At 65.1% G+C, this 22,489-nt stretch carries 23 protein-coding genes and 1 pseudogene; 9 read left to right on the forward strand and 15 right to left on the reverse strand.

Annotated features, from left to right (window positions below; all coding sequences use genetic code 11):
• Window positions 1-8 precede the first annotated feature (8 nt).
• Genes ACMUOY_RS02745 through ACMUOY_RS02755 form a run of 3 tightly spaced genes read left to right on the forward strand, consistent with a single transcriptional unit; the run spans window position 9 to window position 2,486 of the window.
• The gene (locus ACMUOY_RS02745; protein ID WP_413890839.1) at window positions 9-1,007 is read left to right on the forward strand and encodes a branched-chain amino acid ABC transporter permease; all 999 of its coding nucleotides are present in this window, start codon (window positions 9-11) and stop codon (window positions 1,005-1,007) included.
• On the forward strand, window positions 1,000-1,761 hold the full coding sequence (locus ACMUOY_RS02750; RefSeq protein ID WP_413890841.1) for an ABC transporter ATP-binding protein: 762 nt from the start codon (window positions 1,000-1,002) through the stop codon (window positions 1,759-1,761). The genes ACMUOY_RS02745 and ACMUOY_RS02750 overlap by 8 nt, the downstream gene beginning before the upstream one ends.
• Window positions 1,761-2,486 (forward strand): ABC transporter ATP-binding protein, encoded by a 726-nt coding sequence (locus ACMUOY_RS02755; protein ID WP_413890843.1) that lies wholly within the window; start codon window positions 1,761-1,763, stop codon window positions 2,484-2,486. The genes ACMUOY_RS02750 and ACMUOY_RS02755 overlap by 1 nt, the downstream gene beginning before the upstream one ends.
• A gap of 22 nt (window positions 2,487-2,508) precedes the next feature.
• On the opposite strand, the gene ACMUOY_RS02760 is transcribed toward ACMUOY_RS02755, so the two are convergent.
• On the reverse strand, window positions 2,509-3,279 hold the full coding sequence (locus tag ACMUOY_RS02760; RefSeq protein WP_413890845.1) for an IclR family transcriptional regulator C-terminal domain-containing protein: 771 nt from the start codon (window positions 3,277-3,279) through the stop codon (window positions 2,509-2,511).
• Between the two features lie 142 nt (window positions 3,280-3,421).
• On the opposite strand from ACMUOY_RS02760, the gene pobA reads away from it, so the two are divergent.
• The 4 genes from pobA to ACMUOY_RS02780 all read left to right on the forward strand — a co-directional run bounded on the left by pobA (window position 3,422) and on the right by ACMUOY_RS02780 (window position 7,070).
• Window positions 3,422-4,594 carry a 4-hydroxybenzoate 3-monooxygenase gene (pobA, locus tag ACMUOY_RS02765; protein ID WP_413890847.1) on the forward strand — a complete coding sequence of 391 codons (1,173 nt, stop codon included), beginning with the start codon at window positions 3,422-3,424 and terminating at the stop codon, window positions 4,592-4,594.
• A gap of 146 nt (window positions 4,595-4,740) precedes the next feature.
• Window positions 4,741-5,679: a CoA transferase gene (locus ACMUOY_RS02770; protein WP_413890849.1), complete on the forward strand. Its 939-nt coding sequence runs from the start codon at window positions 4,741-4,743 to the stop codon at window positions 5,677-5,679.
• Between the two features lie 56 nt (window positions 5,680-5,735).
• The gene (locus ACMUOY_RS02775) at window positions 5,736-6,365 is read left to right on the forward strand and encodes a hypothetical protein (RefSeq protein WP_413890851.1); all 630 of its coding nucleotides are present in this window, start codon (window positions 5,736-5,738) and stop codon (window positions 6,363-6,365) included.
• A 252-nt stretch (window positions 6,366-6,617) separates the two neighbouring features.
• Window positions 6,618-7,070: a hypothetical protein gene (locus ACMUOY_RS02780; protein WP_413890853.1), complete on the forward strand. Its 453-nt coding sequence runs from the start codon at window positions 6,618-6,620 to the stop codon at window positions 7,068-7,070.
• 152 nt (window positions 7,071-7,222) lie between these two features.
• Here the strand turns inward: ACMUOY_RS02780 and ACMUOY_RS02785 are convergent, their stop codons facing one another.
• The 4 genes from ACMUOY_RS02785 to ACMUOY_RS02800 form a co-directional block, all read right to left on the reverse strand.
• Complete coding sequence (locus ACMUOY_RS02785) at window positions 7,223-9,598, reverse strand: YgiQ family radical SAM protein (RefSeq protein WP_413890855.1); 2,376 nt, start codon at window positions 9,596-9,598, stop codon at window positions 7,223-7,225.
• A gap of 79 nt (window positions 9,599-9,677) precedes the next feature.
• Entirely contained in the window at window positions 9,678-9,869 is a 192-nt protein-coding gene (locus tag ACMUOY_RS02790; protein WP_413890857.1) for a DUF2783 domain-containing protein, read from the reverse strand.
• A 2-nt stretch (window positions 9,870-9,871) separates the two neighbouring features.
• Window positions 9,872-11,599: an FAD-dependent monooxygenase gene (locus ACMUOY_RS02795; protein ID WP_413890859.1), complete on the reverse strand. Its 1,728-nt coding sequence runs from the start codon at window positions 11,597-11,599 to the stop codon at window positions 9,872-9,874.
• A 131-nt stretch (window positions 11,600-11,730) separates the two neighbouring features.
• Window positions 11,731-12,570, reverse strand: a complete 840-nt coding sequence (locus tag ACMUOY_RS02800; protein ID WP_413890861.1) for a helix-turn-helix transcriptional regulator — start codon at window positions 12,568-12,570, stop codon at window positions 11,731-11,733.
• A 32-nt stretch (window positions 12,571-12,602) separates the two neighbouring features.
• On the opposite strand from ACMUOY_RS02800, the gene ACMUOY_RS02805 reads away from it, so the two are divergent.
• A complete protein-coding gene (locus ACMUOY_RS02805) occupies window positions 12,603-13,190 on the forward strand; it encodes a lysophospholipid acyltransferase family protein (protein WP_413890863.1) in 588 nt (195 codons plus the stop codon).
• Between the two features lie 58 nt (window positions 13,191-13,248).
• On the opposite strand, the gene ACMUOY_RS02810 is transcribed toward ACMUOY_RS02805, so the two are convergent.
• Window positions 13,249-14,190, reverse strand: coding sequence for an adenylate/guanylate cyclase domain-containing protein (locus tag ACMUOY_RS02810; protein ID WP_413890865.1), 942 nt, complete (start codon window positions 14,188-14,190; stop codon window positions 13,249-13,251).
• 219 nt (window positions 14,191-14,409) lie between these two features.
• On the opposite strand from ACMUOY_RS02810, the gene ACMUOY_RS02815 reads away from it, so the two are divergent.
• Window positions 14,410-14,796, forward strand: coding sequence for a hypothetical protein (locus ACMUOY_RS02815; protein ID WP_413890867.1), 387 nt, complete (start codon window positions 14,410-14,412; stop codon window positions 14,794-14,796).
• Window positions 14,797-14,825: 29 nt separating this feature from the next.
• On the opposite strand, the gene ACMUOY_RS02820 is transcribed toward ACMUOY_RS02815, so the two are convergent.
• The 9 genes and pseudogenes from ACMUOY_RS02820 to ACMUOY_RS02860 all read right to left on the reverse strand — a co-directional run bounded on the left by ACMUOY_RS02820 (window position 14,826) and on the right by ACMUOY_RS02860 (window position 20,366).
• Window positions 14,826-15,782: an LD-carboxypeptidase gene (locus ACMUOY_RS02820; RefSeq protein ID WP_413890869.1), complete on the reverse strand. Its 957-nt coding sequence runs from the start codon at window positions 15,780-15,782 to the stop codon at window positions 14,826-14,828.
• Window positions 15,783-15,802: 20 nt separating this feature from the next.
• On the reverse strand, window positions 15,803-17,215 hold the full coding sequence (gene tadA / locus ACMUOY_RS02825) for a tRNA adenosine(34) deaminase TadA (protein ID WP_413890871.1): 1,413 nt from the start codon (window positions 17,213-17,215) through the stop codon (window positions 15,803-15,805).
• The gene (locus ACMUOY_RS02830) at window positions 17,202-17,582 is read right to left on the reverse strand and encodes a hypothetical protein (RefSeq protein WP_413890873.1); all 381 of its coding nucleotides are present in this window, start codon (window positions 17,580-17,582) and stop codon (window positions 17,202-17,204) included. The genes tadA and ACMUOY_RS02830 overlap by 14 nt, the downstream gene beginning before the upstream one ends.
• Before the next feature lie 96 nt (window positions 17,583-17,678).
• Window positions 17,679-17,921, reverse strand: a complete 243-nt coding sequence (locus tag ACMUOY_RS02835) for a hypothetical protein (protein WP_413890875.1) — start codon at window positions 17,919-17,921, stop codon at window positions 17,679-17,681.
• Window positions 17,918-18,559 carry an FMN-binding negative transcriptional regulator gene (locus ACMUOY_RS02840; protein ID WP_413890876.1) on the reverse strand — a complete coding sequence of 214 codons (642 nt, stop codon included), beginning with the start codon at window positions 18,557-18,559 and terminating at the stop codon, window positions 17,918-17,920. Before ACMUOY_RS02840 ends, ACMUOY_RS02835 begins: the two co-directional genes overlap by 4 nt.
• 5 nt (window positions 18,560-18,564) lie before the next feature.
• Window positions 18,565-18,942 carry a VOC family protein gene (locus ACMUOY_RS02845; protein ID WP_413890878.1) on the reverse strand — a complete coding sequence of 126 codons (378 nt, stop codon included), beginning with the start codon at window positions 18,940-18,942 and terminating at the stop codon, window positions 18,565-18,567.
• Window positions 18,943-19,077: 135 nt separating this feature from the next.
• Window positions 19,078-19,425, reverse strand: a pseudogene (locus tag ACMUOY_RS02850) (phosphoribosyltransferase); the annotation flags it as partial.
• A 352-nt stretch (window positions 19,426-19,777) separates the two neighbouring features.
• Window positions 19,778-20,110: a helix-turn-helix domain-containing protein gene (locus tag ACMUOY_RS02855; RefSeq protein ID WP_413890880.1), complete on the reverse strand. Its 333-nt coding sequence runs from the start codon at window positions 20,108-20,110 to the stop codon at window positions 19,778-19,780.
• Entirely contained in the window at window positions 20,085-20,366 is a 282-nt protein-coding gene (locus ACMUOY_RS02860) for a BrnT family toxin (protein ID WP_413890882.1), read from the reverse strand. Before ACMUOY_RS02860 ends, ACMUOY_RS02855 begins: the two co-directional genes overlap by 26 nt.
• Between the last annotated feature and the right edge of the window lie 2,123 nt (window positions 20,367-22,489).

The raw sequence follows: 22,489 nt of genomic DNA on the forward strand, positions 1-22,489 counted from the left end.
GGATCAAGATGAGCAGCCCGAAAGCCAACCTCGAAGTCCTGCCGCGCAGCATCCAGTTCGTGCTCGGGCTGGGCGCGGTCGCGCTGCTGGCCTTCCCCTTCGTGGGCACCGAGTTCTACACGCAGATGGTCACGCGGATGATGATCCTGGGCATCTTCGCCATGAGCCTGGATCTGCTGCAGGGCGTGACTGGCCTGGTGTCGCTGGGCCATGCGGCTTACTTCGGCCTGGCGGGTTACGCGCTGGCGTTCCTCACGCCGCAGGGCGAGGCCGTCAGCCTGTGGTGGACCCTGCCGGTGGCGGTGCTGGTCTCGGGGCTGGCTGCGCTGGTGATCGGCTTCTTCGTGGTGCGCACCCACGGCATCTACTTCATCATGGTGACGATGGCGTTCGCCCAGATGATCTTCTTCCTGTTCTTCGACAACAAGGCGCTGGGCGGCTCGGACGGCCTCTACATCAACTTCAAACCCGACGCCACGCTGTTCGACCTGGAGAACAAGCGCGTGTTCTATTACTTCACGCTGGCCTGCCTGCTGGGCGTCTATGCGTTTCTGCGCCGCCTGCTCTGGAGCCCGTTCGGCCGTGCCCTGGCCGGAATTCGCGTCAACGAGCACCGCATGCGCGCCATGGGTTTCGGCACCTTTGGCTACAAGCTGACTGCCTTCACGCTGGCCGGTGCGCTGGCCGGGCTGGCCGGCTACCTGTGGGGCGCACAGACCGGCTACGTGAACCCCGAACTCATGGGTTTCCACATGAGCGCACACGCCATCATGATGGTGATCCTCGGCGGCATGGGCAATTTTGCGGGCGCGATCGTCGGCGCCTTTGCTTTCGAATACGTGCTGCACGCGCTGAAAGATCTGCCCGCCATCGGTGCCTTCAACACCGGCAAGCACTGGCAACTCTGGATGGGCCTTTTCATCGTGGCCGTCGTCATCCTGGCGCCGCGTGGCTTGCTGGGCCTGGTTGAACGCTTCCTGAACCGCAAGGAGGACCGCGATGAGTGAGGTCCTCCTTTCAGCGACAAGACTGACCAAACGCTTCGGCGGTCTGGCGGCGGTCAATGAAGTGTCGGTGGACCTGTGGCGCGACCGCATCCATGCGGTGATCGGCCCCAATGGCGCCGGCAAGTCCACACTGACCAACCTGTTGTCCGGCGACCTGCCAACCACTTCAGGCCAGATCACGCTGGCCGGGCGCGACGTGACCGGCTGGTCACCCGAGAGAATCTCGCGCCAGGGACTGGGCCGCAGCTACCAGAAGACCAACATCTTTGCGCCCTTCACCGTCTGGGAAAACGTGCGCCTCGCCGCCCAGTCGCGCGATGCGCAACAGCCCTGGAACCCGCTGCGCTGGCTTCAGATTGCCGGCAAGTCCGCCACGGCGCTGGCGCGCGCCACCCGTGCCATCGAACTCGCCGGGCTGGAAAGCCGGCGCAACGTGATCGCCGGCGCCAGCAGCCACGGTGAGCAACGCCAGTTGGAGATCGCCATGACCCTGGCCACCGAGCCGCAGGTGCTGCTGCTCGATGAACCGCTGGCCGGCATGGGCGTGGCCGAGGCCGAGCGCATGGTCGAGTTGCTGCTCAAGCTGAAAAAGGATCACGCCATGCTGCTGGTCGAGCACGACATGGATGCCATCTTCGCGCTGGCCGACCATCTGACGGTGATGGTCAACGGCCAGGTCATCGCCAGCGGCTCGCCTGCTGCGGTGCGCGCCGACCGTGGCGTGCAGGCGGCCTACCTCGGGGAAGAACACTGATGGCCGTTGCAACCGCCGACCTGCCGATCCGCGCCACCGGCCTCCACACGTACTACGGTGCCAGCCACATCCTGCGCGGCGTGGACTTCACCGTGCAGCGCGGCGAGACCATCGGCCTGATGGGCCGCAATGGCATGGGCAAGAGCACCCTGCTGAAATCCATCATGGGCCTGGTCAAGCCCCGCGCCGGCGCGGTCGAAATCATGGGGCGCAACATGACCGGGCGCCCGCCGTACGAGGTGGCCCAACTCGGCATCGCCTATGTGCCCGAAGGCCGGGGCATCTTCGGCAACCTGAGCGTGGTCGAGAACCTGAAAATGGCCGCGCGCGCCGGCACCCGAGGCCAGCGCGACTGGACCTACGAGCGCGTGCTCGAGACCTTCCCTCGACTGAAAGAGCGCCTGGGGCACGGCGGCCAGCAACTCAGTGGCGGCGAGCAGCAGATGCTCACCATCGGGCGCGCGCTCATGACCAACCCCGACGTGCTGATTCTGGACGAAGCCACCGAAGGCCTGGCCCCGCTGATCGCGCGCGAAATCTGGCGCATCTGCGGCCTGATCCGTGAAAGCGGCATCAGCAGCGTCATCGTCGACAAGAATTGGAAACACGTCACCCAGATCACCGACCGCAACGTCATCCTGGTCAAGGGCGAGGTGGTGTTCGAAGGCACATCCAACACCTTGCTGGCCCAGCCCGAGTTGCTGGCTCAGCACCTGGGCGTCTGAACGCCCCGGCGCCCTCGCGGGTTCAAACCAGCGGACGCAACTCCCGCGCCGCGTCCAGCAACAGCGGCAGCAGGTCGCGCCGAATCGCAGCAGTTTCCAGCCGCGCGGGCGGTGCCACCACGTTCAACGCCGCCACCGTCTTGCCCTGCATGTTGCGCACCGGCACGGCCAGGGCGTGGATGCCGAGTTCATGCTCTTCACTGGCCACGCACCAGTCATCTCGGCGAGCCTGCTCGATCAGCGCGCGAAAGGCCGCTGGCTCCACGACGGTGCGGGGCGTCAGGCGCGGCAGGGCCCGGTCGCCGCCCTCCCCGGCCATCCAGGCTTCAAACTCCGCCGGTGGCAGCGAAGCCAGCAGCACGCGCCCGGTGGAGGTGGCGTGCGCCGGCAGCCGGGCGCCCAGATGCAGGCCGTAGGCCAGCAGCCGCAACTGCCCGCTGCGTGCCACGATCACCACCTCCGCGCCGTCCAGCACCACGGCTGAGAAGGATTCCTGCGTTTGCGCCGCCAGCCGGTTCAGCGTGGGCTGCAGCACCCGCGGCAAGCGCGCCGACGCCAGGTAGCTGCCGGAAAACCGCAACACCTTGGGCGCCAGCCAGAAATGGCTGCCGTCGGTCTCCAGATAGCCCAGGTGCGCCAGCGTGAGCAGGTGGCGACGCGCCGCGGCGCGGGTGAGGCCCGCGCGTTGCGCGGCCAGCGTGGCGTTCAGACGCTGGCGTTCGGTGTCGAAACTCTCCAGCACCGCCAGCCCTTTGGCCATGCCTTCGATGAAGTCGGCCTTCGCGATGTCCATGGCATTGCTCCACATCAAGTCTTGCGCGGTGATCGCGCACTGCGCACGATGATCGCACAAACACCACACGGGCCGGTGGCGCTGGAGCGGCGGCGTCCGTACAGTTGGGCCCACCCCTTTCAACACCCACAGGAGACACCCCATGCGCACCCAGGTAGCCATCATCGGCGGCGGCCCATCCGGCCTCATGCTCTCGCAACTCTTGCATCTCAAGGGCATCGACACCATCGTGCTGGAACGCCAAAGCCGCGAATACGTGCTCTCGCGCATCCGCGCCGGCGTGCTGGAGCATGGTTTCGCCGAACTGATGCGGGAGGCCCAGTGCGGCGAGCGCATGGACCGCGAGGGCGAGATCCATGAAGGCTTTTTCATCGCCGACAACGGCGCGATGCGCCGCGTGGACCTGCACAAATACAGCGGAGGCAGTTCGGTGGTGGTCTACGGCCAGACCGAACTGACGCGCGACCTGTACGAAGCCCGCGACAAGATGAACGGCGTGGTCATTCACAACGCGGAAGACGTTCAGCCACACGACCTCAAGAGTGCCACCCCCTATGTCACCTACCGCATGGGCGACGAGATCGTGCGCATAGACTGCGACTACGTCATTGGTGCCGACGGCTTCCACGGCGTGAGCCGCAAATCGATCCCGCGTGACGTGCTCAAGGAGTACGAGAAGGTGTACCCCTTCGGCTGGCTGGGCGTGCTCTCGCGCACCAAGCCGGTGTCGCCCGAGCTGATCTACGCCCGGCACGAGCGCGGCTTTGCGCTGTGCTCGCTGCGCTCGCAGGTGCTGAGCCGCTACTACATCCAGGTGCCCCTGAGCGAAACGGTTGAGGACTGGTCCGACGAGGCCTTCTGGGCCGAACTCAAGCGCCGCCTGCCCGCGGACGTGGCCGCGCGCCTGATCACCGGGCCCTCGATCGAGAAGTCGATTGCCCCGCTGCGCTCCTTCGTCGCCGAGCCGATGCGCTACGGCAACCTGTTCCTGGCGGGCGACGCCGCCCACATCGTGCCGCCCACCGGCGCGCGCGGGCTTAACAGCGCCGCTTCCGACATCTATTACCTGTACCACGCCATGCTGGCGCACTACCAGGACGGTGACGACACCGGCCTGGAGAACTACTCTGCCAAGGCCCTGGCCCGCGTTTGGAAGGCGCAACGTTTCTCTTGGTGGATGACCACGATGCTGCATACCTTCCCGGACAACATCGCTTACGACCACAAACTGCAGGACACCGAGCTGGCCTACCTGTTCTCCTCCGAGAGGGCCCAGGGCTCGCTGGCGGAGAACTACGTCGGCCTGCCGTTCTGATCGACGCGCCCAGTGCTGCCACGCCCGCAATGAGGCCATGCTGTCGCCCTGGCGCTGGCCTTGCGCCTGTTCTTTGAGGTAAATTCAACAGTGCCCAGCGTCCGCTGGTCTGTTTCAGCTATTTATTTCATAGTAACGAGAGACTCATGGCCACCGCTTCGACCGTACCCCCAAGCCCCGCTGCTGCGCCCCCCCTCAAGCCCCTGCGCGGCGTGCGGGTGCTCAGCCTGGCACTGAACCTGCCCGGCCCGGGCGCGCTGATGCGCCTGCGCGCCATGGGAGCCACCTGCACCAAGGCCGAGCCGCCCGCGCCCAGAAACATGCCGGCTGGCACCTCCGGCGACCCCATGGGCCAATACAACAAGGGCGCCTACACCACGCTGCACGCCGGCATCAAGGTCATCAGCGTTGACCTGAAGACCGACAAGGGCCAGGCCGCGCTGCACAAGGCGCTGGAGCGCACCGACGTGCTGCTGTCGTCCTTTCGCCCCTCCGCGCTTGAGAAGCTCGGCCTGGGCTGGAAGACACTGCACAAACGCCACCCGGCGCTGAGCCACGTCGCCATCGTCGGCGCGCCTGGCGCCCGCGCCGAAGAACCCGGCCATGACCTCACCTACCTCGCCGACAACGGCCTGGTGACCGGGCTGGACCTGCCCGCCACCCTGTTTGCCGACATGGGCGGCGCGCTGATGGCCAGCGAGGCGGTGCTCAAGGCGGTGCTGGCCCAGCGGCTGGGCAAGACCGGCAAGGGCAGCTTTCAGGAGGTCGCCCTGTCGGAAGCCGCCGCCTGGCTGGCCCTGCCGCGGCACTGGGGTCTGACCCTGCCGGGCGGCGCGGTCGGCGGCGCGCATGCAGGGTACAAGGTCTATCCCTGCAAGGACGGCCGCGTCGCCGTGGCCGCTCTCGAGCCCCACTTCGCGGCCGCGCTGTGCGCCGCGGCCGGCGTGCCCATGGCCAGCCTGATGACCCTGTTTGCCCCCGCCACGCATGCCGCGATAGCCGCATTCCTGCTCACGCAGACCTGCAAGCAGCTTGACAGGCTCGGTGTGGAGAAGGACATCCCGCTGCACACGATGGGTGGATGACCGGAGGGCCTTTGTCGCACGGCCAGCCGACGCGGTCGCATCACCTAAAATGCGCCATGCGTATCAAAACCCTCCTTCTCGTCGCCCTGCTTTCCGCCGCCTTTGGCGTGCAGGCCCAATCCACCCCCGCCAAGAAAGAACTCGCGGCGCGCATCGTCAAGCTGCAGATGCCCGGCATCGAGGGCCTGGCGCGCAACTTGGCTGAGCAGCCGGCCGCGGCCCTGCTGGAGCGTGCGGGGCAGATCCTGCAGGCACGCGTGCCCCCCGATCGCCAGGAGGCCGTCGGCAAGGAAATCCAGGCCGATGTGAAGAAATACGTCGATGAGGCCGTTCCCATCGTGCGGGACCGCGCGGCGAAACTCGCGCCCACCACGGTCGGCGCCGTGCTCGAAGAGAAGTTCACCGAGGACGAACTGCGCCAGGTGATTTCGGTCATGGAAAACCCGGCCTGGCTCAAGTTCCAGCAACTGGGCCCCGACATGCAGAAACCGCTCATGGAAAAGCTCATCGCGGACTCCCGCGCCCAGATCGAGCCGAAGATCAAGGCGCTGGAGCAGTCCATCGCCAAACGCCTGGGCATCCAGGAAGGCGCCGGTGCGGGCGCGAGCTCGGGCGCACCGGCCACGGGCAGCGCGGTCAACCCGGCCGGCCCGTTCAAGGGCAGCAAACCGCCGGCGACGAAGTAAATCGCCAGTTGCCCGGCAGGTTTGTCCACGGGCCCAACGATCAGGAGGGCATGCTGCACAGCGGCATGCCTTTTTTCTTTTGGGTGGATGGAGCCTGCCAAAGATGCCCACAGGGTTGTCGGATTCATCCATTGAGCCGCATGTGACCCCTCTGGCAGAGGCTTGATATTGCTGGCGAGCGACGTAAGATGGCGAACCGGCGGGCGCCTCTGGTGCTCCGGTTTTTGTCAGTCCTTCCGCTAGCCGGTCATCGTGGAAGATTTTCTGTATCCCGTGCGCAGCGCCATGATGCTTCAACCGAACCAGTTTGCCTTGTTCTTCACCGTTGCCTTGCTGGCGATCACGGCCTACTTCTTGTTGGGGTCGGTCCCCTTGCTGATACTGAAGCACGACAACCCGGTGGACTCCCGTTTCATCCGCTCGTTCTACATTACCTATTTCCGGATGGCCTTTGTCGCCGCAGTGGGTACCGCGGCGAGCTATGCCCTGGCGTCGCGAACCGGTTTTGCCGTCGGTGCCGCGGCGATCGCCACGCTGACCCTGGTTCTTCGCGCCCGACTGATTCCCCGGATGGACCGGCTGGGGATCCAGATCCAGGGGCAGGACGCCATCGCCATCCCGGAATTCCGCAGGATTCACAAGTCGGCGATTTTGATCAACACCGTTCAGCTCGGCGCCATCCTCGGGAGTCTGGGCTCGTTCTGATGGGTCCGCGGGGCGGATCGCGCCGCCAGCACCGGACCGGCCCCAGGACGCGAGGGCTACAGAGGCTCAAACGCTATCCTTTCAATAGCTTACAATGACCTTCCGACGCTGGAAAGTGGCCAAAAAAGCCCCCAAACCTGAAATAAACGCCTTCAACGCCCTTTGCGCTTGCCGCCACCCACCGGGCTGCCGGGACGGGTGCCCCCCGAGGCTCGGGGCGGCAGGCCGGTGTGCTGGGTCAGCAGGCGCCCTTTGACGGGCTCGGACTTGGGCGGTGCCACGCTTGAGTTCTTGCGCCGGGGGCTTTGGTAGGCACCGTCGTTCAAGGGCTGCCAGGTCGGAATCAGGTGCTGCTTGCCGTTTCCGATCAGGTCGGCGCGGCCCATGGCCTTCAGCGCGTCGCGCAGCAGCGGCCAGTTGGCGGGGTCGTGGTAACGCAGGAAGGCCTTGTGCAGGCGACGGCGCTTTTCGCCCCGCACCACGTCCACCTTCTCGCCGCGCTCATCGCGGTGCACGCCCTTGAGCGGGTTCAGGCCCGTGTGGTACATCGCCGTGGCGGTGGCCATGGGGCTGGGGTAGAAGGTCTGGACCTGGTCGGCGCGAAAGCCATTCTTCTTCAGCCAGACCGCCAGGTTCATCATGTCTTCATCGGTGGTGCCGGGGTGGGCGGCGATGAAATACGGGATCAGGAACTGTTTCTTGCCGGCCTCAAGGCTGAACTTGTCGAACAGCGTCTTGAACTTGTCGTAGGTGCCGATGCCCGGCTTCATCATCTTCGTCAGCGGGCCTTGCTCGGTGTGCTCGGGCGCGATCTTCAGGTAACCGCCGACGTGGTGCTGCACCAGTTCCTTGACGTACTCGGGGCTTTGCACGGCCAGGTCGTAGCGCAGGCCGGAACCGATCAGGATCTTCTTCACGCCCTTCAAGGCGCGCGCCCGGCGGTACATGTGGATCAGCGGGCCGTGGTCGGTGGTGAGGTTCTGGCAGATGCCGGGGTAGACGCAGCTCGGCTTGCGGCAGGCGGCTTCGATCTCGGGGCTGCGGCAGCCCAGGCGGTACATGTTGGCCGTGGGGCCGCCGAGGTCGGAGATGGTGCCGGTGAAGCCCTTGACCTTGTCGCGGATCTCCTCGATCTCGTGGATCACCGAGTCTTCGCTGCGGCTCTGGATGATGCGGCCTTCGTGCTCGGTGATCGAGCAGAAGGTGCAGCCGCCGAAGCAGCCGCGCATGATGTTCACGGAAAAACGGATCATCTCCCACGCCGGGATCTTGGTCGCGCCGTCATGGCTGCCGGCCTCGTCCGCGTAGCTGGGGTGCGGGCTGCGCGCGTAGGGCAGGTCGAACACATGGTCCATCTCGGCCGTGGTCAGCGGGATCGGTGGCGGGGTGATCCACACGTCGCGCGCCGTCGTGCCCTCGCCGTGTGCCTGCACCAGCGCACGGGCGTTGCCGGGGTTGGTCTCCAGGTGCAGCACGCGGTTGGCGTGCGCGTACAGCACCGGATCCGCCTTGACCTGCTCGTAGCTCGGCAGGCGGATCACGCTGCGGTCACGTGGCGGCACCTTGACGCTGCCCTTGCCATACAAGGCCGGGTTGGGCACAAAAGTCAGCGGCTGGACAGCACTTTTTGAACCCAATTGGCCACTTCCCAGCGTCTTTTGGTCATTGTCTGCTATTGAAACAGAAGTATCCTCGCGCTCGCAAGTGCTGCCCTGCTGTGCCGCCTGCTCGCTCGTCGTCTGGTACGGGTTGATATGCGACTCGACGCGGCCGGGCTCGTCCACCTGGCTGGAGTCGATCTCGAACCAGTCATGGCGGCTTTCGTCATCCGTGCGGCGCACGAAGGCGGTGCCGCGCACATCGGTGATCTTTTGCACCGGCTCCTTGGCCGCCAGCCGGTGGGCGATCTCGACCAGCGCGCGCTCGGCGTTGCCGTAGAGCAGCAGGTCGCACTTGGCGTCCACCACGATGGAGCGACGCACCTTGTCGCTCCAGTAGTCGTAGTGTGCGATGCGGCGCAGGCTGCCTTCGATGCCACCCAGGATCAGCGGCACGTCGTTATAGGCCTCGCGGCAGCGCTGGCTGTAGACGATGGCTGCGCGATCCGGTCGCTTGCCGCCCACGTCGCCGGGCGTGTAGGCGTCGTCGCTGCGGATCTTGCGGTCCGCGGTGTAGCGGTTGATCATCGAATCCATGTTCCCGGCGGTCACGCCCCAGAACAGGTTGGGTTTGCCCAGGGCCTTGAAGGCTTCGGCGCTGTGCCAGTTGGGCTGGGCGATGATGCCGACGCGAAAGCCCTGCGCCTCCAGCACCCGGCCGATCACGGCCATGCCGAAGCTGGGGTGGTCCACATAGGCGTCGCCCGTGACCAGGATGACGTCACAGCTGTCCCAGCTGAGTCTGTCCATCTCCGCGCGGCTCATCGGCAGGAACGGGGCCGTGCCGAAGCGCTTCGCCCAGTAGGGGCGGTAGCTGCTGATCGGCTTGGCGGCGCGCGCGAAGAAGGAGACGTCGATGGGGGCGTTCATGCGGTAAGGATGCGCTGAAAACGCGGTGTCCGGAGAGAGAGAGCTCCGAATTTTACGTTTTCAGCCCTGCCGCGAGCCCTCAAAGGTCTTTAAGCGCGGCGGCGACCTGGGCCTCGAACGCAGCGACATCGCCCAGCGCATTGGCGTTCAGCAGCGCCAGCTTGACCAGGAACAGCTCGGACTTGTCGGGTCCCGCCGCGTCGATGGCCGTGGCCAATGCGTCATAGACCTGCTCCAGGTGGGGCACGGAAAGGCTAGCGGAAGTGGACATGGTCAGACGCCTTTCTGGACTGAAACGGTTGTTGAAGCAGTGCCGCCCAGCGCGGTTGTAAGCGCGGATTGCAAACGGCCAGCGTCCAGGCTCATCCAGCGGGCACAGATGTGCTGGTCCGGGCGCAGCAGGTAGGCCGCGCCGCTGGCCCGCACGCCGTAGCGGGCGCGAAAGTGGCCGTCGGCATCGGCCAGTATCAGGTCGGCACCGGCCACCGGCTCGGCAGCGCCCACGGCGACCACGCGCAGCGGCACGCCCTTCAACCGGATTTCGGCGACCACCTTCTGCAGCGCATCGGGAATGGCCGGGCCTTCCGTGAAATACAACAGGTCAAAGCCGCCGCCCAGGTGATCCAGCAGGTAGTCGTCGGCCCCCAGGCGGATGTTCTGCGGCGGTGCGCCGTGGCCGGGGCCGACCTTGAACAGGAGGTTGTCGTCGCCCGAGCTGTTCAGCGGGGACTGCGTGTACTCGTGCGGCCGCGAGGTGCGCCAATGGTAGAGCGGTCCGACGAAGGGTTGGCTCAAGGAGAGCGACAGCACCGCGTCGCGCAGCAGGCGAAAACCCCGCGTCGGCGGCGTCATGAAGCGGGTGCTCTTGCCCGCTTCGTCGATGATTTCCCAGGCCGCGGCCACGCGCTCGCTGCTGTAGCTCTGCAGCAGCGACTCGGGCGCCACGCCCCGGGCGACAAAGGCCAGGCGCCAGGCCAGGCCCTGGGCGTCCTGCCAGCCGGTGTTGGCGCCGCGCACGCCGAAGATCGGCAGCATGTGCGCCGCATCGCCGGTGAACAGCACGCGGCCGTTCACGTAGTTGGGCAGCGTCAGGGCGCGCGCGGAATAGACCGAGCACCAGTCCATCTCCCAGGGCGTGCCGCCGTGGCCGATCATCGCCAGCTGGGCGTCGATGCGCGCCTTGAGTGAACCGGGGGCGAGCGCCTGCTCGGGCGTCTCGTCGGGCGGCAGCTGGTAGTCCACGCGCCAGATGCCGTGGGGTTCACGGTGCATCAGGATGGTGTTGCCGGGGTTCCAGTCGGGGTCGAAAAAGGCCAGGCGCTCGGTGGGCAGCGGCAGGTCGATGCGGATGTCGGCGATCACGAAGCGGCCCTCGTACGAGGCGCCTTCGAGCTTCAGGTCCATCATCGCGCGAATGCCGGAGCGCGCGCCATCGGAGGCCACCAGCCAGTCGGATTCCAGCAAGTAGGAGCCTTCGGGCGTATCCACCTCGACCCGGACGAAGCTGTCTTTGGGGTCCACGCGGGTCACGCGGTTGCCCCAGCGCATATCGATCAGCGGGTGCGCCAGCACGGCCTCGGTCAGGTACTGCTCCAGGTACTGCTGCTGCAGGTTGATCATCGGGAAGAAGCGGTCGTCCGGATCGTGCGGTGCCTCCATGCGGTACACGCGCTGGCCGCGGTAGAACGAATTGCCAAAGCGCCAGGGCAGGCCGTTGGCCGTGATGGGCGCGTCCACGCCGACCTGCTGCAGGATTTCCATGGAGCGGCGCGTGAAGACGATGGCGCGGCTGCCCTCGGAGACCTGCAGCTCGGATTCGAGCAGCACGCAGGGCACGCCCAGGCGCGCCAGCTCCAGCGCGGCAAACAGGCCGATCGGGCCGGCGCCGACGATGACGACTTTCTTGCGATCCTGCGGCGGGTGCTTTGAGGCCAGCCACGGCGCGTGGACCTGGTAGCGGTAGTAGATCGAGCGCCGGGGCTCGGCATGGGGTTCGTGCATGTTTCTGTGTCTCCGAAGGGTGGGACGGGCGCTTCCGGGACCCGCCGTCAGGGATGCCCAGTGTAGGAGCGCCCTGCGGCACGCCTGTCCCCAAACAGGAACATCGGCAGTGGACGGCGGCCCCGTTGCCGTCAGGTCGATGCGTCCGGCGCGAGCAGCACGCCAAACAGCTCACGCTGGCCGGAGATGCCCAGTTTGCGATAGACGCGCTTGAGGTAGGTCTGCGCGCTGGACACTTCGATGCCCATGCGCTCGGCAATGCCTTCCGTGGCCAGACCCGCCAGCAGGCCGCGGACCACGTCAAGGTCACGCTTGGTCAACGCTGGACAGCGCGCGCGCAACCGCGCCAGCATCAGTTCGGCGAGGTCATCGTTCAAGGTCTGCCCGGCGTGGTGCAGGCGCACGGCCTGAACCAGCAACGGCGCAAAGGCTTCGATCACCGCAATGGCCGCGTCGTCGAAAGGGCCGTGCTCGACGCCCCGGTAGAAATTCACGGACATCCAACGCTCGCCCTGGTACAGCGCCAGGATCGCCAGCCGCTCGGCCACCTGAGGTAGCTCGTAGCAGATGGCGCGGTACTGCGGGTGCGCGATGTCGTTCGCCGTCTGCCGGTGCAGCAGGATATGCGGGTTGGCCGCGCCAGCGCGCCGGGCTGCCAGGGACTCGGCCGCCATCACCTGCACGCTGCCGTCCATCGGATAGAAGCGGGTCACGTAGTCCTGTGAAATGGCGGGGAGTGCGGCCGTCCTTGCGCGGTCACCGATCGCCACGATGCGCGGGCGACCGCCGCCTTCGTAAGAAAAGATCGCACACTGGGCCAGCGGAACCCGGCTGCCAACCAGGCGCAACAGCTGCTCGGCCACGGCGTGGCGGCCGGACAGGCCGAGCTTGCGCAAAAGGCCTGTGACCTGCGTCAACGGAAGATCGATCTCCGCACCCATATGAGGCGCCAGCGCCCAGTAGCTGCCCATGTCGGCCCGAATGTAACGTACAGTCGCTGCCCATGCATCGCACCATCTTCACGACCCCGGTGGTCAACACCCTGCTGCGGGGCCTGTCCCTCACGATTCTCAAGCTGACCGGATGGCGCGTGGAAGGCAGCCTGCCGCCCGACTGCCCCAAGTGCGTGGTGATCGCCGCGCCGCACACCAGCAACTGGGATCTGCCCAACACCCTCATCGCCGGCTTTGCGCTTCGGATGAACCTGTACTGGATGGGCAAGCGCAGCATCTTCGCGCCGCCGTTCGGTGCGCTCATGCATTGGCTCGGCGGCATCGCGGTCAATCGCGAAAAGTCCACCAACCTGGTGGCTGCGTCGGTCGATGCCATCCGGGCCGCCGATGGCCCGCTGCAGCTGGTGGTGCCGCCCGAGGGCACGCGCAGCAAGGTGCGCTACTGGAAGACGGGCTTCTATCACATCGCCCACGGCGCCGGCGTGCCGATCGTGCTGTCCTACATGGACTACGCCCGCAAGATCTCGGGCCTGGGCCCGGTGTTCCATCCGACCGGCGACATCGACCGTGACATGGAGACCATCAAGGCCTTCTACGCGCCGTTCAAGGGCAAGAACCCCGACCAGTCCGGCCATTGAACCAGGCCACGCGCAGCAGCGAGCAGGAATCAGGGCGAAAGGCTCCCCCGGATGGCGATCAGGCCTTGCGCTGATACAAGAGCGACACGGCACCGTTGCTCAGAGAAAAGCTTACGGTGGGCGCAGTGAAGTCGGTGAACGGTGCGCCCATTGAGATTTCACCCTTTTCCAGCAGCACGCAGGCACTGCGGCGCAAGGTCAGGTCGCCGCTGCCGCCTGCAAACCGAACCCAGGTGCCATAGCTGCTCAGGTCGGTCAGCACAAAGTTGTTGTCCACCCAGTCGATGCGCGCATGGCGGCGCGAGACGCGCGGGTCGTTCACGGCGAACTCGGCATCCGACAGGCGCCCGAGGTGGATCGGCAGCTGGTATGCGGGAAAAGCCGCGTTCACATCCAGCCAGGTGAGGTTGATCCGGCTCAGAGCCTTTTCTGGCGCCTCGGGTCCGCCCAAGGGCGCCGGCAAGGTCAGCAGATCGGTGTTTTCGGCCCCGTCCCAGTGGATCTGGCACACCTCGCGCGCCTCGGCCATGCCGCGGATGGCGACAGGCCCCAGTGCCCGTACCCGTACGCCCGAGGCCAGGGACGCTGCATCGGTCACCTGCGTGGTGGCCCAGATCTCGCTGGGCGCGGCCATGTCGCACAGGCGCGCGGCCAGGTTGACCGCTTCGCCATAACAATCGCCGTCCACCCGTACGATGTTGCCGCTGGCCATGCCAACCTTGATCTGCATCACCAGCTTGGGGGGCCACTGGGCAATCCGCTCGCGATGCTCGCGCTGCAGAGCCACCATCGCCGCGATCGCATCGGACACCTGTTCGAACACCGCAAGCACCCCGTCTCCCAGCGTCTTCACCACGTCTCCGTGGTGGGACTCACAGGCCTGCGCCATCAACTGGGTGAGTCGAGTGACCGCCAGTGTCGCCTTCTGGTTGCCAAGGGCTTCGAAGACGCCCGTGCTGCCGGTGAGATCCGCAAAGATGACGGTGTGAAAGGTGCCCATGAAGAAGTATTGCCGGCTCGAAGCCCTCTGCCACAACCGGCAAGCTCACGGCCGGTTGAAATGAGAGTATGCAGCATGGATCAGAAAGAGTCCGCGCGGGTTCCCGGGCCGCGACGCGGGCGGCGCACACCGGCTCTGCTTCATGCTCCCGTTGCGATAGCGCCACGAATAGCTTGTCTTTGCACGGCAGCCCGCATATGGTGCAGGCAGGTCAACAGCGTGAAGCTCAGCTTCATCTCCATGCGCACCCGCAAACTGAACCTGAAAAGTACGTTCTTCAACCTGCTCGGCTACGTCGGCGGGGCGAAGGCCACGCACACGCCCCTTCAACTCGAACACCTGCGCCTGGCCATGCTCGAAACCCTGGGTGAATCCGGTTCGGCAGCCCACGCGCGGGTCGCGCGTCAGTTGCGTTTTGCCGATGATGTGCAAGCCCTCTGGTACGCCCGCAGCGAACTGATGGCCGCCTTGGCCGAGCAACACGGTGAAGCCCGTGCGCGCCAGGAACTGGAACGCCTGGGTGCCTTGTTCACCGGGCTCCTGCCTGCCGGCATGACGGCCGGAGCGACACGCACGGGGCTGAACGGCACCTCAATGGGCGATTGACCCGGTGGCAGGCTGGTGGTGCGCCTGACCTACAGATGCCCCCACACCACCAGCGCGTCGCGTCCTTCCACCAGCAGATCCACTTTCCCGCCGACCGGCAGCAGCACCTTGGTCGGCACATGGCCAAACGGCAAGCCGGTGAGCACCGGCACCTTGAGCTGGCTGCGCAGCCAGGCGACCACGGTGGCCAGCTTGTAGCCCTTGTCGTGCGGCGCCAGCCGGATGCCGGTGAACTGGCCGAACACGATGGCTTTCTGCCGCGCCAGCACGCCGGCCTGCAGCAGCTGCGTCAGCATGCGCTCGATGCGAAACGGGTGCTCGTTGACGTCCTCGATGAACAGCACCCCGCCTTTGACCTCGGGCCAGTACGGCGTGCCCAGCAGGGCGACCAGCACCGAAAGGTTGCCACCCCACAAAACCGCATTCTTCATGACCAATTGGCCATTCCCCATCGTCTCTCGGTCTTTTTTCGCTACTATTTCAGGAGTATTTGGCACTCGCTCCAGCGGCAGACGCCAGCCGGCGCCCTCCCCCTGGTCCTGCACCAGATCGTCAAAGCAGGCTTCCATGATGTCGTCCGGCTCGCCCTCGACGCCGAAATCCTCGCCCAGCGCCGGCCCCGCCCAGCTGATGGCGCCCGTCTTCGCCAGCAAGGCCAGCTGAAAGGCGGTGAAGTCGCTCAGCCCGACAAACTGGGTGCCGCCCTCGATCGCCTTGGCAACCTTCTTGTAGGCAATGCCTGGCAGGATGCGGGTGAGGCCGTAGCCGCCGCGCGAGGTCAGCGCCACATCGGCGCCACTGGCCGCCGCGCGGTGAATCGCCGCGATCCGCGTCACGTCATCGCCCGCAAAGCGCATATGTACCGCCAGCGCGGCCTCGTCCACCTCCACCTCATGGCCCAGCGCCGCCAGCCGCTTCACACCGCGGCGGAACGCCGCCTTGTTGCGCACCGCGCTGGACGGAGAAAAAATGTAGATGTGGGCCATAAATGGGGGTCAGATTCCAATTACCGGATTGCGAAATGGGCGAGCGCCGCCGTCGCGATGGTCTCGCCGTGCTCCTGCACGAAATGTCCCGCCTGCGGAAGGATCATTGGCTCGGGGCAACCCCGGATCACCTGCTGCAGAGCGCGCATCACCGGCTCGCCAAGCACAGGGTCCTGGGCGCCGACCGCCATCAGGGTCTGGCCGGACCACTCGTCGCGCCAGAAATCCCGCGCGGCGCGCGAGATCGCGGCGCCATCGGCGTCCATCGCGTCCGGCACCATCGGCGGGAAGGCCCGCAGCGCGGCGCGATAGCCCCGGTCCGGGAAGGGCGCGTTGTAAGCAGCGCACTCATCAACGCTCATCTGCGGGTTGCCACGCCCGAACAAGCGGCCGACGTCGAACTCCGGATTCCTGGCACACATGTCGCGCCAGGCGATGAAGCCCGGCGAGAGCGGCGCATCGCCCATGGCCAAGGTAGTGTTCATGACCAGCAAGCCGCTGTAGCGCTGCGGTGCCGCCATCGGCAGGGTCAGCCCCAGCAGGCCGCCCCAATCCTGCACGACCAGCACCACGTTCTTCAGGTCGAGCCGCTCGATGAACTCCAGCAGCACCTGGCGGTGCCAGGAGAAGGTGTGGAAACTGTCCTTCTTCGGCTTGTCGCTTTTGCCGAAGCCGATCAGGTCGGGCGCAACCACGCGGTCGCCCTGCGCGGCAAACACGGGAATCATCTTGCGGTACAGGTAGCTCCAGGCCGGGTTGCCATGCAGGCAGAGCCAGGTCACCGGGGCGTCGGCCGGGCCTTCATCAAGGTAGTGCAGGCGCAATCCAGCGAGGCTGGGCAGGTCGTTGAGGTAGTGCGGCGCCCAGGGGTATCCAGGCAGACTGGCAAAGCAGTCCTCGGGCGTGCGCAGGGCGTCGTCGCGCAGGGGATGGGCAGGTGTCACACGTCGCTCCTTGAAGAAGGTGGTCAACAAAGCGCCGCACGCTGCGGCCAGATCGACATCCGCAAGTGCGTCCACCCGGGTCTGGTGGTTCAACTGCGGCTCGCCAAACAGGTTGAGCACCGAGCCCGCCGCGCCGGTCTTGGGATCAGGTGCCCCAAAGACCACCCGCTCCAGGCGCGCGTGCAACATGGCACCGCTGCACATCGCACAGGGCTCCAAAGTGACATACAGCGTACAGCCCGCCAGCCGGTAGTTGCCCAGGTGGCGGGCTGCCGCCCGCAGTGCGACGATCTCGGCGTGTGCACTGGGATCGTGCAAACCGATCGGTGCATTGCGACCGGTGCCGATCACCACCCCGTCCTTGACCACGACCGCGCCTACCGGCACCTCGCCGGCCGTTGCGGCGGCGAGCGCCTCGGCCAGCGCCAGGCGCATCCAGCGTGCATCGGCGCCCGCAGAAACCGCCGGCAGCGCTTCAGTGGGATCCATCTGCAGCCCTTGCGACATCGTCGTCACCGTCTTCTTCCACGTGAAAGGTGTGCAGGAATCGGTGGACGACCGGCGCCGCCATGACACCCACGCCGATCAGCGCCACGAACCCGCTGAACAGCGCGTACGAGCCGGCAAAAAGCTTGCCTGGATCGGTCTGTGGCGCGCTGACAGGCCCCATGCCAGAGAGGATCATCGATGCACTGAGGAAGGCGTCAAGCCATGGCTGGCCTTCCAGCAGGTGATAGCCCGCCATGCCCATCGCAAGCGAGAAGGCAATCATGCACAACGCCAGCAACCCGGCACCCAGCAGACGGTGCTGGTAAGCGCGCCGAGAGATCAGTGGCTGGCGGAAATGCTCAAACATCAATTTTTCCAGCACTTCTTCACAGGAAGAAAGCCGCCCAGAAACCATGGACGGCGGGGCGAACGGTTCTTGCTCTGAAGCCTCGCGCAGCGCGGGTCATTTTTCATCCGGCATGGGCCGGGGTTGCTGCATGAGCCCTTCGACGGCCTGCTTGTATTGCTGCTGCACCTGCTGGCTTTGTTCACGCACCGTGGCCGCCGGCGCGGGCGCCGCGCTGCCGGGAACGGCTGGCGCCAGCGCGGGCACACGCTGCGAAGTGCTGTCGAGCTGCTTTTTCACCACCACGCCCACGATGGCCAGCGCCAGCAGCAGCCCCGCCAGACCGAAAACGCCCTTCATGTCGAACCTCCTTTGTCGGCCGGCGGCACCATGCCCAGCCGGTCCATCCAGCGCCCGAGCGCCTGCTCTTGCTCGCCGCCGCCGGCATAGGCCTGGCGCATGCCCGCGTAGGCCTCCGGGCGGTGCTGGTTCAGCTTGAGCTTGCACTGAAGCCGTGTCACCGCGAGCTCGAAAGCCACGATGCCGGCCAGCATCTTGTGGGCAAACTCATCGCCCAGCGCACGCCACTGCGCCGCATAGGGCGGCTCATGGTCGCCGATGAGCTTTTTCAGCAACGCGTCCTTGGCGGCGGGCTGCTCGATCAGCGTCGCCTGCACCGTGCAGTGCACAGCCAGGTAGTTCCAGGTGGGCACCCGGGCCAGGTCCGGGTACACCTGGGGGGACATATAGGCATGCGGCCCGAGAAACGTGACCACGGCCTGAGGCCGCGCCTGCAGGTAGCGCCAGTGGGGATTGGGCCTGGCGCAATGGCCGAGCAGCACCCACTGCTCGCCCCGTTCCTCAAGATGCAAGGGCAAATGGGTGACGAACGGCAGGCCCTCGTCGTCGGCACTGATCAGGCTGGCGAAGGGGTACTCGCGGATCAGCTCGGCGGCAAAACGGTCGTCCTTGGCGGCAAACTGGGGGGGCAAGTACATGGGATTCAGCCTGGGATGATGGTGAAAGCGCAGAGCTTGTTGCCGTCGAGGTCGCGAAAGTACGCCGCGTAGAAATTGCCTTCTCGCAGGCCCGGCGCGCCCTCGTCGCGCCCGCCCAGCGCGATCGCCTTGGCGTGCATCGCATTCACCGCCTCGCGGGTGCCGAAGGTCAACGCCACCATGCTGCCGTTGCCCACCGTCGCGCTCTGGCCGTCATAGGGCCTGAGCACCGCGAAGCTGGGTTTGTCCCAGGACGGGCCCCAGGCCATGCCCCGCTCGCCGAAATCGATGAGACGCTGCACGCCCACTTCCTTGAAGAGTTCGTCATAGAAGGCGACGGCTTGCGCCATTTGGTTGGTTCCGACCGTGGTGTATCCGATCATGGTGCTGCTCCCGAAAACGTGTCTCACCGAACGCCGCATTCTGCCAGTGGAACCGCCAGAGGCCGCACAGATGTCTCGCGATGCGGCACCCGTGCGCCGGCCACGTGCGCCCGGCTGCCGCGCGACACCACGGCATCAACTGGTGGACGCATCCCCTGGCAGGGCCGTCCTCGCACCCTGGCTGGCCCCGAGTACGGCAGTGACCTGATCATCCTCCACCTGATCGAAATGGCGATAAAACTGCCCGACCGCTTGAAATTTTTCCGGCGTGTGCAGGCACACCACCTCGTCGGCGTAGGCGCCAATCTTTTCCACCACATCGGAGGGCGCCACAGGAACGGCGCAGATCAGCCTTGCAGGATGGCGCCCACGCAGCGAGTGCAGCGCGGCGATCATGGTCGATCCGGTGGCCAGGCCATCGTCCACCACGATGACGACGCGCCCTGCCGGATTGACCGGTTCGCGGCCGGGCGTATAACAGGCACAATGGCAGCTCAGATCGGCATCATTCCCACTCGATCATCAACGAGCCGCCTAATCTGTTGATTTGACACTGGTTCCGAGTTGTGTGGTCGACATTTGCCGTCATTTTTACCGTCAAAGTGTCAGACACCAGCATTGGCGCGGGTCTGCAGGCGATTCTGCCGAAAATGACCTTTCGAGATCTATCGACCTCTATTGGCGCTCACGACGACTACAGACGCCGTCGACGCGCGTCCGAACCGGTCCGGGAAGCGCCCACAAAGCAGCCTCGGCATCAAACGCCCTAAGTTCTTGTCCCGCCTAACTTTTTGACGAAATTTTTTACCGTCAGTGAATCGCCACGCCAGCAGTCTCACCCCAGCGCCATTAAGGAAGCTTCTGGCGCCTTGTCCAGCACTCTGAGCAAGGCCCTCGCCGCTCCAGTTGGGCTGCGTTTACCCTGCTCCCAGTTGCGTATCGTGTCCAGCGATACATCAATGCGGCGCGAAAACTCCAATTGCGTCAGCCCAAGGCGCTTTCGGACACGTTGCGCAAACAGCGCCGCGTCTTGGGCGGCTGCGGCATCATCGATCTTCTGTTGCGCATTGAGCTCCGCTTCAGAGGTCGCCTCCAGTTTGCGCACGTTCGCTCGTCCGGCCGGCATCCGCGGGACGGCAGTGTCAAGTTTGAAACGCACCGTTTTCATAGTCATTCACCTCACGCAGATTGGCCTTGCGAGCCGAAATGATGCGGATCGCAACGCCGCGCATCGTAAACACCACATGGAATACCCGCTCCTGAACCTGACCCAACATCTGCAAGCGCTCCTCGCCGTATTCGTGCCGCTGATCGGCGCGAATCACTCTGTCTGGATCCAGGAAAGCGTGGGCCACGTATGCAAAGTCAAAACCCCGATGCTCAAAGCACTGGTTGCTTTTGGCTTCATCCCATTCGAAATTCATTGCGCCAATTGTAGGCCATTGAACTACCCGAACCAGGGCAAAGGGGTCGGCAAGATAGCCCCCCTACTCCCATTCGATCATCAACTAGCAGTCTAAGTCATTGATTTGTAAGGTACTGACCACTATAACTGGGATTTCTACCGTCATTTTTACCGTCAATTTGTCAGACGCCAGCATTGACGCGGGTTTCCGGGCCGTTCGGCGAAAGCTGACCCTTCGGGATCTATCGACATCTATCGACTCCAACGACGAGGTCGGATAACGTCAGCGACGCCGCAGCGTTGGCCAGTGCGATTACCATGGAGGGCTGCGATCAAACGCCTTAAGCTATTGTCTGGAATGACTTTTTCGCCCATTTTTTTACCGTCTGGATACCGCACGAGAGATATTTACGCCATCGCCGACTGCAACTGGAACGCCTTGACCTGCTGGTTGCCCGAGAGACGGACCACAGGAGGTGACCCGATGGCAGCTAGTGCGCAATCGGAGTCAAAAATGTCGCCGCGCGGCAGCCGCCGCCGGCGCTGCCGCCACATATTGACAAACCAAGCATGTCATTTGCATACTGCCTATTGACTGCTGTAGGAGGGTGTTAGTGAGGTTTATCGAGTTCGTAGTTTGGGTTATCGCAGGGATGGTCATCTGCTCGGCCGCGGCGGCGGTTACTGTGGCTGAAAAGAATGAGGCGCTGAATCCGCCCAAGATCAGTGGCCCACCGAATGCGTGCACGGTCACATTGGCCTTCAAGCCGGCCATCAGCGAAGGGTTTGACGACAAGCACGGGTTCTTAGTCATTGCGCAGCCCAACGGAAGCAAACTCGAGGTCCGAGGAGGGCCATCGCACCGAGGTCCCTCGAGCCCCGGAATGGGACCCGTCGGGAATCCTTTCAATTGCGGCGTCACAACCGATTGGGGCGTGGTCGCGCCCTACGTGGGTCCCCATGGAAAGCTCGGTACGAACCCCCAGGGCCAGAACGTGTTCTCTCCGGACGGCAACGTGGCAGCGCCTGCAGGCGTCACAGTCATCACTACCAGCGCTGACAACAAGAAGACCTGCCAGATCGCAGCTTGTGTCATGACGGTGGTGAGTGCTGCGGGAAAGAGCTGCAAACCGTATACCGTGGGCGTCGGGGCACTCCGAAACTCAAACACCATCATTTCGTTCGCGCTTGCAGCGTGCGGTGTTTCGAACCCACTGCCTCAAGGTATCGAAGCGACGGGATGGGGCACGACCTGGGGCCCTTAGTAGCCGAAATATTTGACGGGCGCCTGAGCCGCTATGGCGCGGCACTTGGCACCTGCGCGCACTCGACCTTCACGCTGCCGTTGGCCGCGTCCATCGGCACATTCCCAGCAGTCGCCCCTGCGACTGATCGATACCAAAATGCCGCAGGCGGCCAGCAACTTGCGGTGGCCGCCAACTGCGAGCCAGTGTCGGATTGGGTTAGTCCCACTGGCTGATTGCGCCAGCCCAGCGCGTTGCGCCGTAGGCATCGGGGCGCTCATCGCCCGACCGACGAACTTGTGGATGAACAGGATGAGGATCAGCGCCACGTATAGCCAGCCCGAGGCGGTCGGTCGGCACGTATGTGAGAACGGGCAGCCACTTCTGGTTCGGGGCCTTGGCCACGAAATTTCGGGCCCGCACCCTGGCAGCCACCGAATGCGCGTTTGGAGTTGTTGGTGAAGACCGGAAACCGCAGGCGCTTTGAGCATTGAAGATCGTACTCGCGCATCAGGCAGCCGACGCACTTCTCGTTCACCGGTCGGCCCAGTGGGCTGCCGACCTCGCGCCTCACACGCCGTCTGTCGGCCATAGCAACCGCGATGCGAACGCTGCTGACGCCGACTCTCGTCGGTCATCTGGGCATCGGTCAGTGCGCCTTTCGACGCCAGTCGGACCACCAATGCGGCGTGCGCGCCGCGTGGCGGGATGCCGCGCGACTCGCACGTCTGCGTGACGCTGTAGGAATCGCGGTGCCCCTCGATCCACGCCTACTTCAAATCGACTCATTGGCAAATAAGTGCACCGCCGTCTTTCTGTAGCTTCAGGCGGGAGTTCTCCTGCCGCACTAGGCCCGCACCTCATGCCCAGGTTCAACCGGTAGCCTCATCAGCAATAT

The organism is Candidatus Skiveiella danica (assembly GCF_022705245.1).
Classification (GTDB): Bacteria; Pseudomonadota; Gammaproteobacteria; order Burkholderiales; family Burkholderiaceae_C; genus Skiveiella; species Skiveiella danica.